Origin of the sequence: Clostridium arbusti SL206, assembly GCF_000246895.1 — a bacterium.
In the GTDB taxonomy this organism is placed as follows: Bacteria; Bacillota; Clostridia; order Clostridiales; family Clostridiaceae; genus Clostridium_I; species Clostridium_I arbusti.
In genome coordinates, this window is record NZ_BAEV01000003.1 from 75,321 (window position 1) to 89,869 (window position 14,549).

Sequence of the window (14,549 nt, forward strand, 5' to 3'; positions counted from 1 at the left end):
CTTTAATTATTATTTACAAAATATCTATTTTAAAACCATAAAAAGAATAAAAATAGTTGATATTTATTCCTCTGAAGTAAAAATCTCTTCAATGTATAGATTTAAGAAAAAGCTTACATATAATTCTTCTTTTATATTGTTTTTAATAAATAAATATAGCAGCCTCCGAAAAGACTGCTAATTAGCACCATTGGTGCAATCTCAAGTTAGTTGACCTGGTCTTTGACCCCACACTCGCCTGCTGGAACTTTTGCTACCCGGAATTAACCTCTCACTAGTTGTTCTCTCGTTTTTCACGGCAGGACTTACCTCTAAACCGCACCATGCTCATTAAACTTTGTTTAACTTACGTGGATCGTTTTGCCTGCGACTGGCATCGACTTTCAACCACAAACCTAACTTAATACACTTAATATTATATACTAGTTTTAGCAGCAGTCAAGATATTAACTTTTTTTGCTCCATTGTTAAGTATTTCTTCTGCACAATGATAAGAAGTAGCACCTGTAGTTATTACATCATCGATAACTAAAATGTTTTTATTTAATATCTTATCTGCATCTTTTATTTTAAAAGATGCAGATAAATTCTTCCATCTTGAATTACTATCTAACCCTATTTGATCTTTTGTTTCTCTTACTTTTCTAAGACAATCTATTAATTCAATGTCAAATTTCTTGCTAATAATACTAGCTAGAAGTCTACTTTGATTATATCCTCTTTTTTTAATAGCATTTTTAGTCATTGGTACAAAGGTTATGGCATCAAACTTAATATTATTTTTTTCTATAAATTCCACCATAAAATTTCCAACTATGTCTCCACAGACAAAATCATTTTTATATTTGAGTCTTAAGATTAATTTAGCCATAATATTAGAGTAATATGATACACTGTAACAAATTATTTCATCATTTTCTCTATAAAGCTTTATAGTATCATTACAAATTTTTATACTTTCCCTACACTCACTACATATGTTGCTTTCTTCTACATACGATTCACAAACTACACATTTATATTCACTGCAATATATAATACTTAAAACACAATCTAATACATATTTTATAAGCTTAATAATCCATCTTCCCATGCTTTTTTATTGAAATTTCTGGTTATATTTTTAGCTTTTTCTATTTCATAATTTTCTTCTTTTGCTAAGCATATAACTTCACCTCTGCTTCCAATATCTCCTTCTCCAGTTCTACCACAAAAGTACACTAATTTTTTATAATTAAATTCATTGCTATCTGCAAAAAAAATCATTATATTTATACTATTATTATCTGTACAAACACTATCAAAGTCATCCGTTACTATTACACCTTCATCATATTTATGAAACTCCTTAATAGTATTTATGTTCTTTTCATACTGTGAATAATACGTTATATTATGCGTTAGGACTTCACAATATTTAACCACATAAGATGTAACATTAAATATATTTATACTATTAGGTAATATTATAGCTACTCTTCTACCAATATTTATTGACCATTTTATATATTCATATACAACAAATGGCATATCTTTACTTATATCAATTCTTGTAGTTATTATTCTAGGTTCAACTAAAGGCATCTTATTATCCTTAATAGGCAAAATCATTTCTTTTCCCTTATTAAAAATATCATCAATAGAGTATGCTATAAGTTTTCCATTCTCATAACAACATTTATTCATAATATCTATTATTTCATATTTAGAATATATAGGATAACTCCTAATGTCATCATAAATAACTAAATCAAATTTATCTTTAATAAGAACGGCTTTTTTATAATTGCAGAAAATTAAAGAAGAACTTGAACCAGTTATACTATTTTTAAGATATGTATACTTTCTAAATTTAGTGTTATTTCTAAGATAAATGATTATTTGAATATTTTTTTCACATTCTTCGGTTATATATATAACTCTTCTTCCAGTACTTATATATTCCATTATAACTTTTAAAAATATAAGAGCTGTATTATATGGAGGTGCTACAATACTTAAAAGATTCTTTCTTCCAAAACTCCAATTTAAAATAGAATTACTAATCTTCATTTCTTTAATACTCAAGGTATTTAAATTATTTATATTCATAAATAGACCTCCTGTATTTTTTATATTATCGATGATAATTTAAGATTTAGTCCCTTATATTATTATACTAATGAAAATAATAAATTGACCTGAATTTAATTCTATCATATTTCTATTGTATTATATCCATAATTCTCCACTTAAGTCCAGAATATCTATCAAAACTTTTATCATTATTTATCATAAAATGTATTGACTTCTGGCTTCCTACAAGAACCACTAGTTTTTTTGCTCTTGTGATACCTGTATACAATAAATTTCTATTCATAAGTAATGGAGGTCCCATAAATGCTGGCATTACTACTACAGGGAATTCACTTCCTTGGCTTTTATGTATTGTAATAGCATAAGCAAGATCTAATTCATCTAAATACATATCTTCATATACTACTTTTCTTTCATTATCAAATATTACAATAAGATTACTTTCTTGATCAACATCCTCAACAAATCCTACATCCCCATTAAATACACCTGCACCATCCTTTTCTCCTTCACCACCAACTCTACTCCATTTTAATGTATAGTTATTTTTAGTTTGCATAACTTTGTCACCAGTTCTAAATATAATATCTCTAGACTTAACTTCTTTCTTATCTTTGCTTTTAGGATTTAATACTTGCTGAATACTATTATTTAAACTAGATACTCCAAGTATGCCTTTTCTCATGGGAGATAAAACTTGAATATGGTGTTTACTATCCCATTTTGAATTAAATTTCGGTAGTCTTTTGTATATAAGCTCTATAATAGTATTGAGTATATTTTCATTGCCTTCTCTATTCATAAAATAAAAATCTTTATCTTTTTTATTCAAAATAGGCATTTCTCCATTGTTAATCTTATGAGCATTTACTATAATCATACTTTCTTTTGCCTGCCTAAATATGTCTTTAAGTCTTACTACTTTTACAGCTTTACTTTCAATTATATCTCTTAATACATTACCAGGCCCTACAGATGGTAACTGATCAACATCACCAACTATAATGAGCCTTGTTCCAAATCCTATAGCTTTAAGGAGATTATTCATTAATACAATATCAATCATAGATGCCTCATCAACTATAATAACATCACATTCTAAAGGGCATTCTTCTCTTTTAAAAAATGCAGTTTGATTATTATCTCCAATACCTAATTCTAACAATCTATGCATTGTTTTTGCTTCCTTTCCAGAAGCTTCTGACATTCTCTTAGCGGCTCTTCCCGTTGGTGCAGCCATAAACACTCTTAAAGACGCTTTTTCAAATATATGTGTTATACAATTTATAATTGTAGTTTTTCCTGTACCTGGTCCACCAGTAATTACTTCAATTCCATTTTCAAAAGCTCCTCTTATAGCTTCTTTTTGTATAGGTGCAAATTCTATAGAATTTAATTTTTCAAATTCTTCTATTTGTTTATTTATATCAATTTTAACCTCATCATAATTATCGGTACTTAAAGTTACTATTTTTTTAGTAACTCCCAATTCACAATAATAATAAGGCATAGTAAATACACAATTTTCACCATTAATTATTTCAATTTTTATTTTTTGCTCAAGTGTGCTCTCATATATATTTTTTTCTATATCTGCCTTTTCTACAGAGAGGGCATTCATGGATTCTTTAATTAATTTTTCTATTGGCATATATGTGTTTCCCATAGCACAGAAATCATTTATAACATAATTTATACCACTTTGTATTCTAAACGGCGAATTCGCTTCTACACCTACACTTCTAGCAATTTTATCCGCACTTTTAAATCCAATACCTGCTATGTCTTCTGTTAAAATATACGGATTATCTTTTACAACCTTTATAGATTCTACTCCATACTTTTTATATATTTTTACACACTGATTAGGAGTTATCCCATATGTTTGTAAAAACACCATTATGTTTCTTATTTCTCTTTGTTTAGAATAGGCCTCATATATAATTTTTATTTTTTTATCCCCTATACCTTCTATTTCAGAAAGGCGATCTATATCCTCATCCAATACTTCAAGAGTTTTTTCACCAAATTTATCAACTATCTTTTTAGCTGTAACAGGGCCAATTCCAGCTATTACGCCTGAGGCTAGATATCTCTCTATTCCTATTTTAGAATTTGGAAGTATTTCCTCACAACTAATAACCTTTAACTGACATCCAAACTGTGGATGCTTAACCCATTCTCCTTGTAATTTTAAGGATTGACCTTCTATAATGTACGGAATACACCCCACTATAGTATGTCTTATATTTTTTTCTTTTACATGAGCTACAACGTATCCATTTTCTTCATTTTTAAAAACTATATCTTCAACAACACAGTGTATTTCGGACATAAAATCTCTCCTAATATAAATAAAATATTACTTAATTATAATTTAAAACTTTATATTATAACTAATATAAAAATTATATCATATTAAATAATACGAATACAAAGATTTACATAGCTAAAAACATATAAAAATATACAACAGAATGGAGTGCAATTTTAAATTATGCACTCATACTTAAGCTTCATTATTTAATTGGGAGAATACAAACTAATAAATATATTAATCAATTTTAAAGAATAATGTACAAAAGTAAATTTATATCTTAACTATTTTATTATTATTTGCATAACCATTAAATTAAATACTATATTATTATATAAATTTAAACATTAAAGCTAAGGAAATTCATTAAGATATTATATTAGAATTTAGTTGTTAATTTAAATTTACTAAAAAAATGCTAATTTACTAAAAAGCAATTAAACTACTAAAATGACTAAGAAGCTGTCTCTCTATGCATAGATATACATTGTGAGACAGCTTCTTTAATGCTTTCATCCTTGTTAATGGAATACTAAGTTTTACTAGCATTTAAATTTAAATTTATATATATTTTTTTATTTCCTCTACTTTATCAAGCTTTTCCCATGGTACATCTATATCTGTTCTACCAAAATGTCCATAAGCTGCTACCTGCTTGTATATTGGTCTTCTTAAGTCAAGATCTTTTATTATTGCACCAGGTCTTAAATCAAATACCTTTTCAACAATTTCAACAATCTTATCTTCAGCAATCTTTCCAGTTCCAAAAGTTTCAATACCGATTGATACTGGCTTTGCAACACCTATTGCATATGCAAGTTGTATTTCAAGTTTATCAGCTACGCCAGCTGCAACTAAGTTTTTAGCAACCCATCTGCTAGCATAAGCAGCTGATCTATCAACCTTAGTTGGATCTTTACCAGAAAATGCTCCACCACCATGTCTACCATATCCACCATAAGTATCTACTATTATTTTTCTACCTGTAAGACCTGAGTCTCCTTGTGGACCTCCTACAACAAATCTTCCAGTAGGATTAATAAAATATTTAGTATTTTCATCTAAAAGTTCAGCTGGAACAACTGGTTTTATAACATTTTCAAGAATATCTTTTTCGATATCTTCATGGGAAATTTCAGGACTATGCTGAGTTGATATAACAATAGCATCTATTCTTACTGGTTTGTTATCTTCATATTCAACTGTTACCTGTGTTTTCCCATCTGGCCTTAAATAAGCTAACTTTCCATTTTTTCTAACTTCAGTCAATCTTCTTGAAAGCTTATGAGCTAAAGCAATTGGCATAGGCATATATTCAGGAGTTTCATTTGTTGCGAAACCAAACATCATTCCTTGATCTCCAGCACCAACAGCTTCTAATTTATCCATTTCTCCCTTTTTAGATTCCAATGCTTCGTCAACACCTTGGGCTATATCAGGAGACTGTTCATCAATAGATGTAATTACTGCACATGTATCACAGTCGAAACCAAATTTTGCTCTAGTATATCCTATTTCTCTTATTGTTTCTCTAACAACTTTAGGTATATCAACATAGCATTTTGTTGATATTTCTCCCATTACATTAACTATACCTGTAGTAACTGTAGTCTCACAAGCAACTCTAGCATATGGATCATTTGCTAGAATAGCATCTAATACTCCATCAGATATTTGATCACATATTTTATCTGGATGTCCTTCAGTTACTGATTCAGAAGTAAATAATTTTCTCATTTTACTTTCCCCCTTATAAGAATACAAAAATTAAAGTCCCTTCTTAAATAAGAAGAGACTATTTTTTACAATCTCTCTTATCTTGCAGAACATTATCTACAGGAATTGGCACCTTAATGCAAGAATCACATTGGTTGCCGGGTTTCATAGGGCCATTTCCCTCCACCTCTCTTGATAAGAGTTTAGAACTTATTATATTATTAAATTTAAACTGCATTTTTATATTAGCACAGTCTTTATGCATAGTCAATATATTATGTAGTTAAAATAAAAAAGACACAAATGTGTCTTTTGGTGGAGGAAGATGGATTCGAACCATCGAAAGCTGAGCTAACAGATTTACAGTCTGCTCCCTTTGGCCACTCGGGAATTCCTCCAAAACTGGTGCTGGCAATAGGAATTGAACCCATAACCTACTGATTACAAGTCAGTTGCTCTACCAATTGAGCCATGCCAGCGTATTATTAAATTTTTATTAAATGGTGGGCACTACAGGGCTCGAACCTGTGACCCTCTGCTTGTAAGGCAGATGCTCTCCCAGCTGAGCTAAGCGCCCATTCATTTGGTGGAGGAAGATGGATTTGAACCATCGAAAGCTGAGCTAACAGATTTACAGTCTGCTCCCTTTGACCACTCGGGAATTCCTCCACATCAAGATATTCATTTATTGAACTGCTTTAAGTACCAAGCACATCAACAAGGAATAGTATACAATCACAATAATATTTTTTCAAGTCCTAAACACATGAAAAATATCGGATTATTAGATAAATATCTATATTTATCTCATCTTTTCTCCAGTATACTAATGCACTTGAATTTTCATAGTAATATTTTATTGATTAAAGAAATTAATCATTTACAGCATCCAGATTAATAAATTTTGATGCAATATCTTCCACATTATTGAAATCTTTGCTGTCAAGTCGAGTCTTTAAAAGGTGAATTGCATCTGAAACACCTTTTTTTTCATTATTGTTATTTATATCAACTTGAAGTTTATTTAAATCACTAGGTGAAAGACTTTTACTTATAGACAAAATCTTCATTTTATCTGAAAAAGTAAGTTCACTTGGTATTTTTTCCTTGGAAACTTTAAATAGAGTCTCATTCTTATTCTGATCTATATCTTCTCTATAATTTGAATATGAATTATATTTATTGCTTTCATCAGTTTGCTCTGTAGAATTTTCAGAGTTACTCTTCTTATCTTCTATATTATTATTTGCATTTTTTAAAAACTGGTCATCATTATTTTTATCACTTGATTGATCTGTACTTTCATTATTATTTTTATCTTTATGTGAATTATCTTTAATTACATTATCCGAACTTTTATTATTATTTACATCTAGTTTTTTTGATGTCGAATTGTTAATTTTATTATTAAGAATTAGAGTTTTATCTTCATCGACATCTATTTTCTTTCTAAAATATGAAGTAAATATCATAATGAATACAGTTATTAATGTAAAACTTACTATTATAATACTCATTTTCTTTTTATTCATATAAATCCCTCCAATATTAATTAATTATATCGTTATAATGAATTTTTATTCAAATTTTCATAATATTACCTATTATTATTTCATATAAATTATTGGGAGGTGTAATTCTTGAATAAAGCCAAAGCATTTTATAATAACCCTATAGCATATTACGAAATATCTTATTTTTTAAAAGACTATATTGATAATAACACAATAATAGTCTGTATTGGAACCGATAGATGCATAGGGGATTGTCTCGGACCCTTAACCGGAACTATATTAAAAGACAAAAATTTTCCTTTGCCAGTTTATGGCACAATATCAACTCCTATTCACGCACTAAACCTTGACAAAAGATTAGATGATATAAAATCACTTTATCCCAAATCAAAGATCTTAGGTATAGATGCATGTTTAGGTAATAGTAATAATATCGGCGAAATACAAGCACGTGATTATCCTATACATCCCGGAAAGGGCGTCGGAAAGTCATTACCATATGTGGGTGATTCATCCATAATAGGTATAGTTGATTCATGTGACAGCAACGAATTATTTACTAATAGAAATATAAGATTAAACCTAATTTTAGATATGGCTACAGTAATTTGTGATGCATTATTGCATTCATATTATTTATTTAAGAATACTCCTAATAAAAAAATGTAAAATACTAAATTAGGGGTATTAAAATGAACATTTGAGAATTTATTATAGAATATAAAATTTTAAATAATAAAAAAGTGACTGTTGTTATATTGCAGTCACCTTTTAGTACTTTTAATCTCATCATAAAAGTTTATCATATTAGTCTATCAAGGACATATCTTCTCCATCTAAGTATACTTTATCAATAAATTCTAAGACTTTACCAGTTCCAAGTGCTACACAAGAAACTGGATCTTCTGCAACATAAACTGGCACCTTAGTAACATGTTGAATAAGTTTGTCTAATCCTTTTAAGAGAGATCCTCCACCTGTCATAACAATTCCCTTATCAGCAATATCTGCTGCTAATTCAGGAGGAGTTTTTTCCAGTACTGAATGTGTGCACTCAGCTATAGCATTAACTGCATCTTCAAGTGCTTCCCTCATCTCCTCAGAAGTGACAACTAAATTTTTCGGAAGCCCTGTTATTAAATCTCTTCCTCTAATTTCTAAAGACTCTTCAGGTTCACCTTTAAAAGCTGCTCCTATCTTTATTTTTAAATTTTCGGCAGTTCTTTCACCAATCATCAATTTATGCTTTTTTCTTATATATTTAACAATAGATTCATCAAATCTATCTCCTGCAACTTTTATAGCTCTTCTTACTACTATTCCTCCTAGAGAAATAACAGCTATATCACTTGTTCCTCCACCTATATCTATAACCATATTACCGATTGCCTTTGTTATATCAAGCCCCATACCAATTGCCGCCGCTAGCGGTTCTTCAATCAAACAAGGCTTCTTTGCTCCAGCATTTATTGCCGCATCTTTAACTGCTCTTTTCTCCACTTCAGTTGACTCACAAGGTACGCAAATCACTACCTTTGGTGTAGACATTCTTCTTTTTCCACAAGCTTTCTGTATAAAATGCTTTAACATTTTTTCAGTCATATCATAGTCTGATATCACGCCATCTCTTAATGGTCGAATAGCTACTATATTTCCAGGTGTTCTACCTATCATTCTTCTAGCTTCCTCACCAACTGCAAGGACTTCATTAGTATTACGATTTATGGCAACCACTGAAGGTTCTTTTAATATTATGCCTTTTCCTTTAAGGTAAACAAGCACAGTTGCTGTCCCTAGGTCTATACCCATATCGGATCCAATTCCAAAAAACATTCCTTTGTTCACTCCATCTCCTATGTTTTTTATATAAAATAACACATTTATCTCATTATAACTTTATTATTACATAAAATCATAAAATTCTCTTCTTTTTTATTATAATAGGAATGCCTCTAACCTTCAATAGCCTTGTACTTCATTTTTGTAGCTTTTCCACCTCTAATATGCCTTTCAGCTTTATTTACTTCTAAAATATTTTTAGCTTGTTCAGCAATTTGAGGATTTATTTGAGGTAATCTCTCTGTCATATCTTTGTGTATAGTACTTTTACTCACTCCGAAAACTTTAGCAGTTTTTCTAATTGTAGCTTTTGATTCAATGATATATTGAGCTACTTCTAAAACTCTTTCCTCAATGTAATCTTTCAAAGTGCTACCTCCTTAACCCTTCTATATTATAAATATGCACTACAGACCATATTGATTACTTAATATCAGCCATTCCCCTATTTTTTTTAGGAATGGCTGATTTATATAAAATAATTAGTACTTTATATAATTCTGAGGATTTGTATCAATATAACTTCCATCAGTTTGTTTTTCATCAATTTGAAAATATAAATGATCACAATCAACTATTCTATCTTTAGCATTGTCACTATCTCCAACTACACCTATCTTACTATTTTGAACAACTGAATCACCAACTTTTATATTTATACTTGTTGGTTCCAAATTATCATATGTTGTTTTTAATTTTCCATCCTTACTGGTAATAACTATATTCCCGCCACTTACTGAGGATACTGTTCCATTCATTGCTGCATAAACAGGTACTCCTTTATTTTTCACTTTTATATATTCACCTAATATAGTTCTTGAAACTTTATCCAGTCCAACTGCCATAGTTCCATCTACACCGGTATAACCTTGAGCAATAGTTCCATTAACAGGAGTAACCATACTTGTTACCGCTGGGGCACTAGTAGGAACACTGGTATTATTTTTTACAGTATCCTTTTTTACTAAGTTTGCGTTATCCATACTAGCCTTTTTACTATCATCTTTTGCTGTATTTGTTTTCGGTACATTTGTTTTTGCTACCTCTGAAGTTTTTGCTGAATCTGAAACCTTTGTAGCATTAGTTGCCTTATTCTTTTGGTCATTTAATGACACTTTATTAGTCTCTTGTTTTGTTAAAGCACTATTTCCATGTTTAGGACTTGTATTCACATATGTAGCAACTCCTGCAACTACGCATAAGCAAAGAAATAAAACTACATAAAATCCATCCCTTTTCCAGAAACTACTTTTTTCATTATTAGTTGATTGTTTGTTTTTTAAATTGTTTTTATCCATAAATCAACACCTCCTTTTTGTATTTTGTCCACAAGTTAGTAAATAATACATTTTATATTAAATATTTTTCCTTTTTTATACTTTATTTATGGATAATAATTAATAAAATACTAAAATGTTCTTATAGTTTTAGACTGTCCTAATTTTTATAAAAACATTTTAATTTGAAATAAAATAGAAGGTTCAACGATATACTTGTATCGTTGAACCTTCTATTTACATACTATATTCAATTTCATACATAAAATTTCTTTTATTATCAATAGATATATTCAGATTATATTTACATTTAAAGTTTTTCAATAGTTACTCCATCATAATAATGAGTTAATATATCCTTATAATTCTTACCTTGCTTTGACATTACATTAGCTCCCCACTGGCTCATTCCAACATCATGTCCATAACCAACACAATTTATTTCTATACCTGTACTGTTATAATTTATGGAAAAATTAGCTGAATTTAAACCTAGCATTGTTCTAAACTTAGGGCCTGTCATAGTATTATTTCCTACCTTTATCTCCTTCACACTTCCAGCCTCTGTCCTACTTATAATGTTTATTGAGTTTCTAACATTAATGGAATTTAAATTAGAATTACTATATTGACTTTTTACCTTGCTTATAAAACTACTATAAGAAAGCTTTACCTGACTCTTATACTTTTTTGCAATTTCTTCTCCAGGACTAGAAACACTTTTTAGGTAAGGTTCTTCCTTTCCTAATATGTCCTTACTATTCTCAGTTTTACCACTACTTATAGCAAAATAGTATGGCTCTGTAATTAATTTTCCATTATATTTAAGCACTTGTCCATTTGTTTGTTGGACTGCATCAGTTATTTTATTCCAATATGCTCCTGATAAATTTTTAGGCCACTTATTTAATATACTATTCTTATCCATATATACTTGACAATTAACCGTATCAGTTACATCTGCACCGTTTGCACCTGGATACTTCTTACCTCCATATGACTCCATATGCGCTACTGCAAAAGTCCTTGCAGCTACTGCTTGAGCCTTCAATGCTTCAGTACCAAATTCTGCTGGCATTTCTGCCGGTACAACTCCTCTTATGTATTCTTCAAGTGATAATTCTTTAATCTTTTTTTCTTTGGTTATATAAACTTTTATAGTCGCTCCTCCGCTATTATTTTTATCAAATACTATATCAGTAGTATTTATATCATATTTTTTCACTTCATTATTATTTTTATTACCATAACCAATATTATTTCCAATGCCACCTATGAAAATAGCAACAAATAGTATAAATACAATTCCCAAAGATATGGTTATAAAAAAATTCTTTAACAATCCAAATTTCCCTCCTTTGTTAATCCCACTAATATAATCTATTTATATATTGATTCATTTATTACAAAAAAAAGAGAGACACTATGAATAATGACTCTCTTTAAAACATAATTGCTTTTAGTATTTTACACGTTGTATTTTAGCTCCAATATTATACAGTTTATTTTCTATTTCAACGTATCCTCTATCGATATGATATATATCTGATATTTCAGTTTCACCATCAGCTTCAAGCCCAGCAAGTATTAATGCTGCTCCTGCTCTAAGATCTGTAGCTTTTACTTCAGCACCATTAAATTTACTTATGCCTTCTATAACCGCACTTCTACCATCTATCTTAATATTTGCACCCATTCTTTTGAGTTCCAAAACATGCATAAATCTATTTTCAAAAATTGTCTCAGTAATTACGCTAGTTCCATAAACACAACCAAGAAGACTCATCATTTGTGATTGCATATCTGTGGGAAATCCAGGATAAGGCATAGTTTTTATGTCAATAGGTTTTAAATCATTTCTTCCATCAACTATTAATTCTTGTCCTCTAAATTGAAATCCAATACCCATCTCTCTTAGTTTTGCAACTACAGGTTTTATATGATCTTTATATATGCCATTAATTTTGATTTTACTTTTTGTTATGGCAGCTGCAATCATAAAAGTTCCAGCTTCTATTCTGTCATAAATTGGCTTATAACTTATTCCATTTAGAGTCTTTACTCCAATAATTCTTAATGTATCTGTTCCTATCCCAGTAATTTTTGCTCCCATTTCATTTAAAAAACTTGCTAAATCTCCTATTTCAGGTTCTTCTGCTGCATTTTCGATGATTGTTTCTCCTTCTGCTAATACAGCCGCCATCATTATATTTTCTGTAGCTCCAACAGATGGAAAATCTAAATATATTCTAGCTCCCACTAATTTCCGAGTCGAAACTTCAACATAACCATGATCTAATTTAACATCGGCACCTAGAGCCTTAAATCCTTTTAAATGTAAGTCAATAGGTCTTGTTCCTATATTACATCCTCCTGGAAATGAGATCTTAAATTGTCCAAATCTCGATATCATAGGACCCATTATTAAAAATGACCCTCTCATCTTTCTTACTAAATCACTACTAATATGAGAATCACTTACTTCACTAGTGTCAATAACTATTTCTCCACTTATTTTATTTATATCAATTTTTGCCCCTAAGGATTTCAGTGCATCTATTATAACATATACGTCTAAAAGCATAGGACAATTTTTTATTACACATTTATCTCCACAAAGAATTGTAGCTGCTATTATTGGAAGGACAGCATTCTTTGCAGAACTAATATTAACTTCGCCTCTTAGAGTACTTCCTCCTTTAATAATAAATTTATCCATTTTTTAATCCTCCAATTTATTCTTATTTATAAGTTAATAAGTAATATCAATTATAGGTGTTCCGAGAATTATATAATTTCCATCAGATGCCTTTATAACTGCACAATTGAAATCTATAAGTTTCCCATTATCTGATATTGGAGCATATTTATTCGTATAAGCTACTGTACTAAATCCTGTATTTATTTCAACAGTTGATATATTTTTACTACCAATATTTTTCAAATAATTTTCTATCTTAGTTTGCGTAACTTTTACATCATCATTAGAAATCTTAGCTTTTATATACTTGTAGGATATTACATTATTAGCTTCTTTATCTATAGACTTCATCACTTGTTTTTCCAAACTATTAATATTGTTTTTTTCATTTATTCTTCTAATAAATAAACTCATATTATTTGTATTTCCATCTTTCCTGCTTTCTATATATCCATAGATATCTCCGCTTTGGAATTCTCTACAATATACTTTTTCATCATTTATAGTAATTTTATTTTCTATGTGTTTATCCTTATTTTTTATGTCTTTATCCGTTACTTGAACATCATTTGCAGTCTTTAATAAATCCACATAATCATAATTATTTTTATAAACTACATTATCCACTGCAGTTTTATCATATAAATTCATTGATTTAAGCCATTTTATACACTCATCTTTTCCATTACTATTAATATTATAATAAGTAGTTACTCCAACTTCTATTGGTACACTTTCAGTTCTATTTAAAACTTCATTAATTATATCTTTATTTTCAACGGCTAATACATTCTCCATAAAAAAAGTAATAGAAATTATAACTACCAAAAATATATAATTCTTTTTTATCTTCATGTTTCCCCCTACCTTTCTCTTTAGATTATTAACCTTTTTATTCCTTTTTATTCCTATACATTATTAATATATAAAGTTTATGTATTATGTGTGAGAACTTTTATTTTGCTATAAAAATCATTAATAAATATGTAAAATAAAGAACACTATCTACTAAATTTAGATAGTGTTCTTTATTTTATGTAAAAGCTTATAACAAATACTCCTTAAACTAAGAAGATTTGATCTTAATATTAATCTGCTATATATAAAAA

12 protein-coding genes, 4 tRNA genes and 1 riboswitch are annotated in these 14,549 nt (G+C 29.1%); of the genes, 1 reads left to right on the forward strand and 15 read right to left on the reverse strand.

Features of this window, described 5'->3' with window-relative positions; translation table 11 throughout:
* Positions 1 to 415 precede the first annotated feature (415 nt).
* The 9 genes from RH99_RS01335 to RH99_RS01375 all read right to left on the reverse strand — a co-directional run bounded on the left by RH99_RS01335 (position 416) and on the right by RH99_RS01375 (position 7,641).
* Entirely contained in the window at positions 416 to 1,093 is a 678-nt protein-coding gene (locus RH99_RS01335; protein WP_010233353.1) for a ComF family protein, read from the reverse strand.
* Positions 1,066 to 2,091, reverse strand: coding sequence for a hypothetical protein (locus tag RH99_RS01340; protein WP_010233355.1), 1,026 nt, complete (start codon positions 2,089 to 2,091; stop codon positions 1,066 to 1,068). The genes RH99_RS01335 and RH99_RS01340 overlap by 28 nt, the downstream gene beginning before the upstream one ends.
* 112 nt (positions 2,092 to 2,203) lie before the next feature.
* Positions 2,204 to 4,411 carry an SF1B family DNA helicase RecD2 gene (gene recD2, locus RH99_RS01345; RefSeq protein WP_010233356.1) on the reverse strand — a complete coding sequence of 736 codons (2,208 nt, stop codon included), beginning with the start codon at positions 4,409 to 4,411 and terminating at the stop codon, positions 2,204 to 2,206.
* A gap of 543 nt (positions 4,412 to 4,954) precedes the next feature.
* On the reverse strand, positions 4,955 to 6,130 hold the full coding sequence (gene metK, locus RH99_RS01350; protein ID WP_010233357.1) for a methionine adenosyltransferase: 1,176 nt from the start codon (positions 6,128 to 6,130) through the stop codon (positions 4,955 to 4,957).
* Positions 6,131 to 6,204: 74 nt separating this feature from the next.
* A riboswitch (SAM riboswitch) is annotated at positions 6,205 to 6,311 on the reverse strand.
* Between the two features lie 111 nt (positions 6,312 to 6,422).
* Positions 6,423 to 6,507 (reverse strand) — tRNA-Tyr (locus RH99_RS01355).
* A gap of 5 nt (positions 6,508 to 6,512) precedes the next feature.
* Positions 6,513 to 6,588: transfer RNA gene (locus RH99_RS01360), tRNA-Thr, on the reverse strand.
* Positions 6,589 to 6,610: 22 nt separating this feature from the next.
* Positions 6,611 to 6,686, reverse strand: a tRNA-Val gene (locus tag RH99_RS01365).
* A gap of 7 nt (positions 6,687 to 6,693) precedes the next feature.
* Positions 6,694 to 6,778: transfer RNA gene (locus tag RH99_RS01370), tRNA-Tyr, on the reverse strand.
* A 203-nt stretch (positions 6,779 to 6,981) separates the two neighbouring features.
* Entirely contained in the window at positions 6,982 to 7,641 is a 660-nt protein-coding gene (locus tag RH99_RS01375) for a hypothetical protein (RefSeq protein WP_010233358.1), read from the reverse strand.
* Between the two features lie 108 nt (positions 7,642 to 7,749).
* Here RH99_RS01375 and yyaC point away from each other — a divergent pair, with 108 nt between their 5' ends.
* A complete protein-coding gene (yyaC, locus tag RH99_RS01380) occupies positions 7,750 to 8,292 on the forward strand; it encodes a spore protease YyaC (protein ID WP_010233359.1) in 543 nt (180 codons plus the stop codon).
* Between the two features lie 138 nt (positions 8,293 to 8,430).
* Here yyaC and RH99_RS01385 read toward each other — a convergent pair whose 3' ends face one another.
* The 6 genes from RH99_RS01385 to RH99_RS01410 all read right to left on the reverse strand — a co-directional run bounded on the left by RH99_RS01385 (position 8,431) and on the right by RH99_RS01410 (position 14,295).
* A complete protein-coding gene (locus tag RH99_RS01385; RefSeq protein ID WP_010233364.1) occupies positions 8,431 to 9,456 on the reverse strand; it encodes a rod shape-determining protein in 1,026 nt (341 codons plus the stop codon).
* A 119-nt stretch (positions 9,457 to 9,575) separates the two neighbouring features.
* Positions 9,576 to 9,830 (reverse strand): sporulation transcriptional regulator SpoIIID, encoded by a 255-nt coding sequence (gene spoIIID, locus RH99_RS01390; protein WP_003445786.1) that lies wholly within the window; start codon positions 9,828 to 9,830, stop codon positions 9,576 to 9,578.
* Positions 9,831 to 9,944: 114 nt separating this feature from the next.
* A complete protein-coding gene (locus RH99_RS01395) occupies positions 9,945 to 10,760 on the reverse strand; it encodes a M23 family metallopeptidase (RefSeq protein WP_010233371.1) in 816 nt (271 codons plus the stop codon).
* Between the two features lie 289 nt (positions 10,761 to 11,049).
* Complete coding sequence (gene spoIID / locus RH99_RS01400) at positions 11,050 to 12,081, reverse strand: stage II sporulation protein D (protein WP_010233376.1); 1,032 nt, start codon at positions 12,079 to 12,081, stop codon at positions 11,050 to 11,052.
* Between the two features lie 117 nt (positions 12,082 to 12,198).
* Positions 12,199 to 13,458 carry a UDP-N-acetylglucosamine 1-carboxyvinyltransferase gene (murA, locus tag RH99_RS01405; RefSeq protein ID WP_010233378.1) on the reverse strand — a complete coding sequence of 420 codons (1,260 nt, stop codon included), beginning with the start codon at positions 13,456 to 13,458 and terminating at the stop codon, positions 12,199 to 12,201.
* A 33-nt stretch (positions 13,459 to 13,491) separates the two neighbouring features.
* A complete protein-coding gene (locus RH99_RS01410; protein WP_010233380.1) occupies positions 13,492 to 14,295 on the reverse strand; it encodes a YwmB family TATA-box binding protein in 804 nt (267 codons plus the stop codon).
* Positions 14,296 to 14,549 lie beyond the last annotated feature (254 nt).

Bases quoted from the DNA above. Each gene is read 5' to 3' on its own strand.
- murA (WP_010233378.1), bottom strand. From the start codon at position 13,458: ATGGATAAATTTATTATTAAAGGAGGAAGTACTCTAAGAGGCGAAGTT.
- recD2 (WP_010233356.1), bottom strand. From the start codon at position 4,411: ATGTCCGAAATACACTGTGTTGTTGAAGATATAGTTTTTAAAAATGAA.
- RH99_RS01410 (WP_010233380.1), bottom strand. From the start codon at position 14,295: ATGAAGATAAAAAAGAATTATATATTTTTGGTAGTTATAATTTCTATT.
- RH99_RS01340 (WP_010233355.1), bottom strand. From the start codon at position 2,091: ATGAATATAAATAATTTAAATACCTTGAGTATTAAAGAAATGAAGATT.
- metK (WP_010233357.1), bottom strand. From the start codon at position 6,130: ATGAGAAAATTATTTACTTCTGAATCAGTAACTGAAGGACATCCAGAT.
- RH99_RS01375 (WP_010233358.1), bottom strand. From the start codon at position 7,641: ATGAATAAAAAGAAAATGAGTATTATAATAGTAAGTTTTACATTAATA.
- RH99_RS01385 (WP_010233364.1), bottom strand. From the start codon at position 9,456: ATGTTTTTTGGAATTGGATCCGATATGGGTATAGACCTAGGGACAGCA.
- RH99_RS01395 (WP_010233371.1), bottom strand. From the start codon at position 10,760: ATGGATAAAAACAATTTAAAAAACAAACAATCAACTAATAATGAAAAA.
- RH99_RS01335 (WP_010233353.1), bottom strand. From the start codon at position 1,093: ATGGGAAGATGGATTATTAAGCTTATAAAATATGTATTAGATTGTGTT.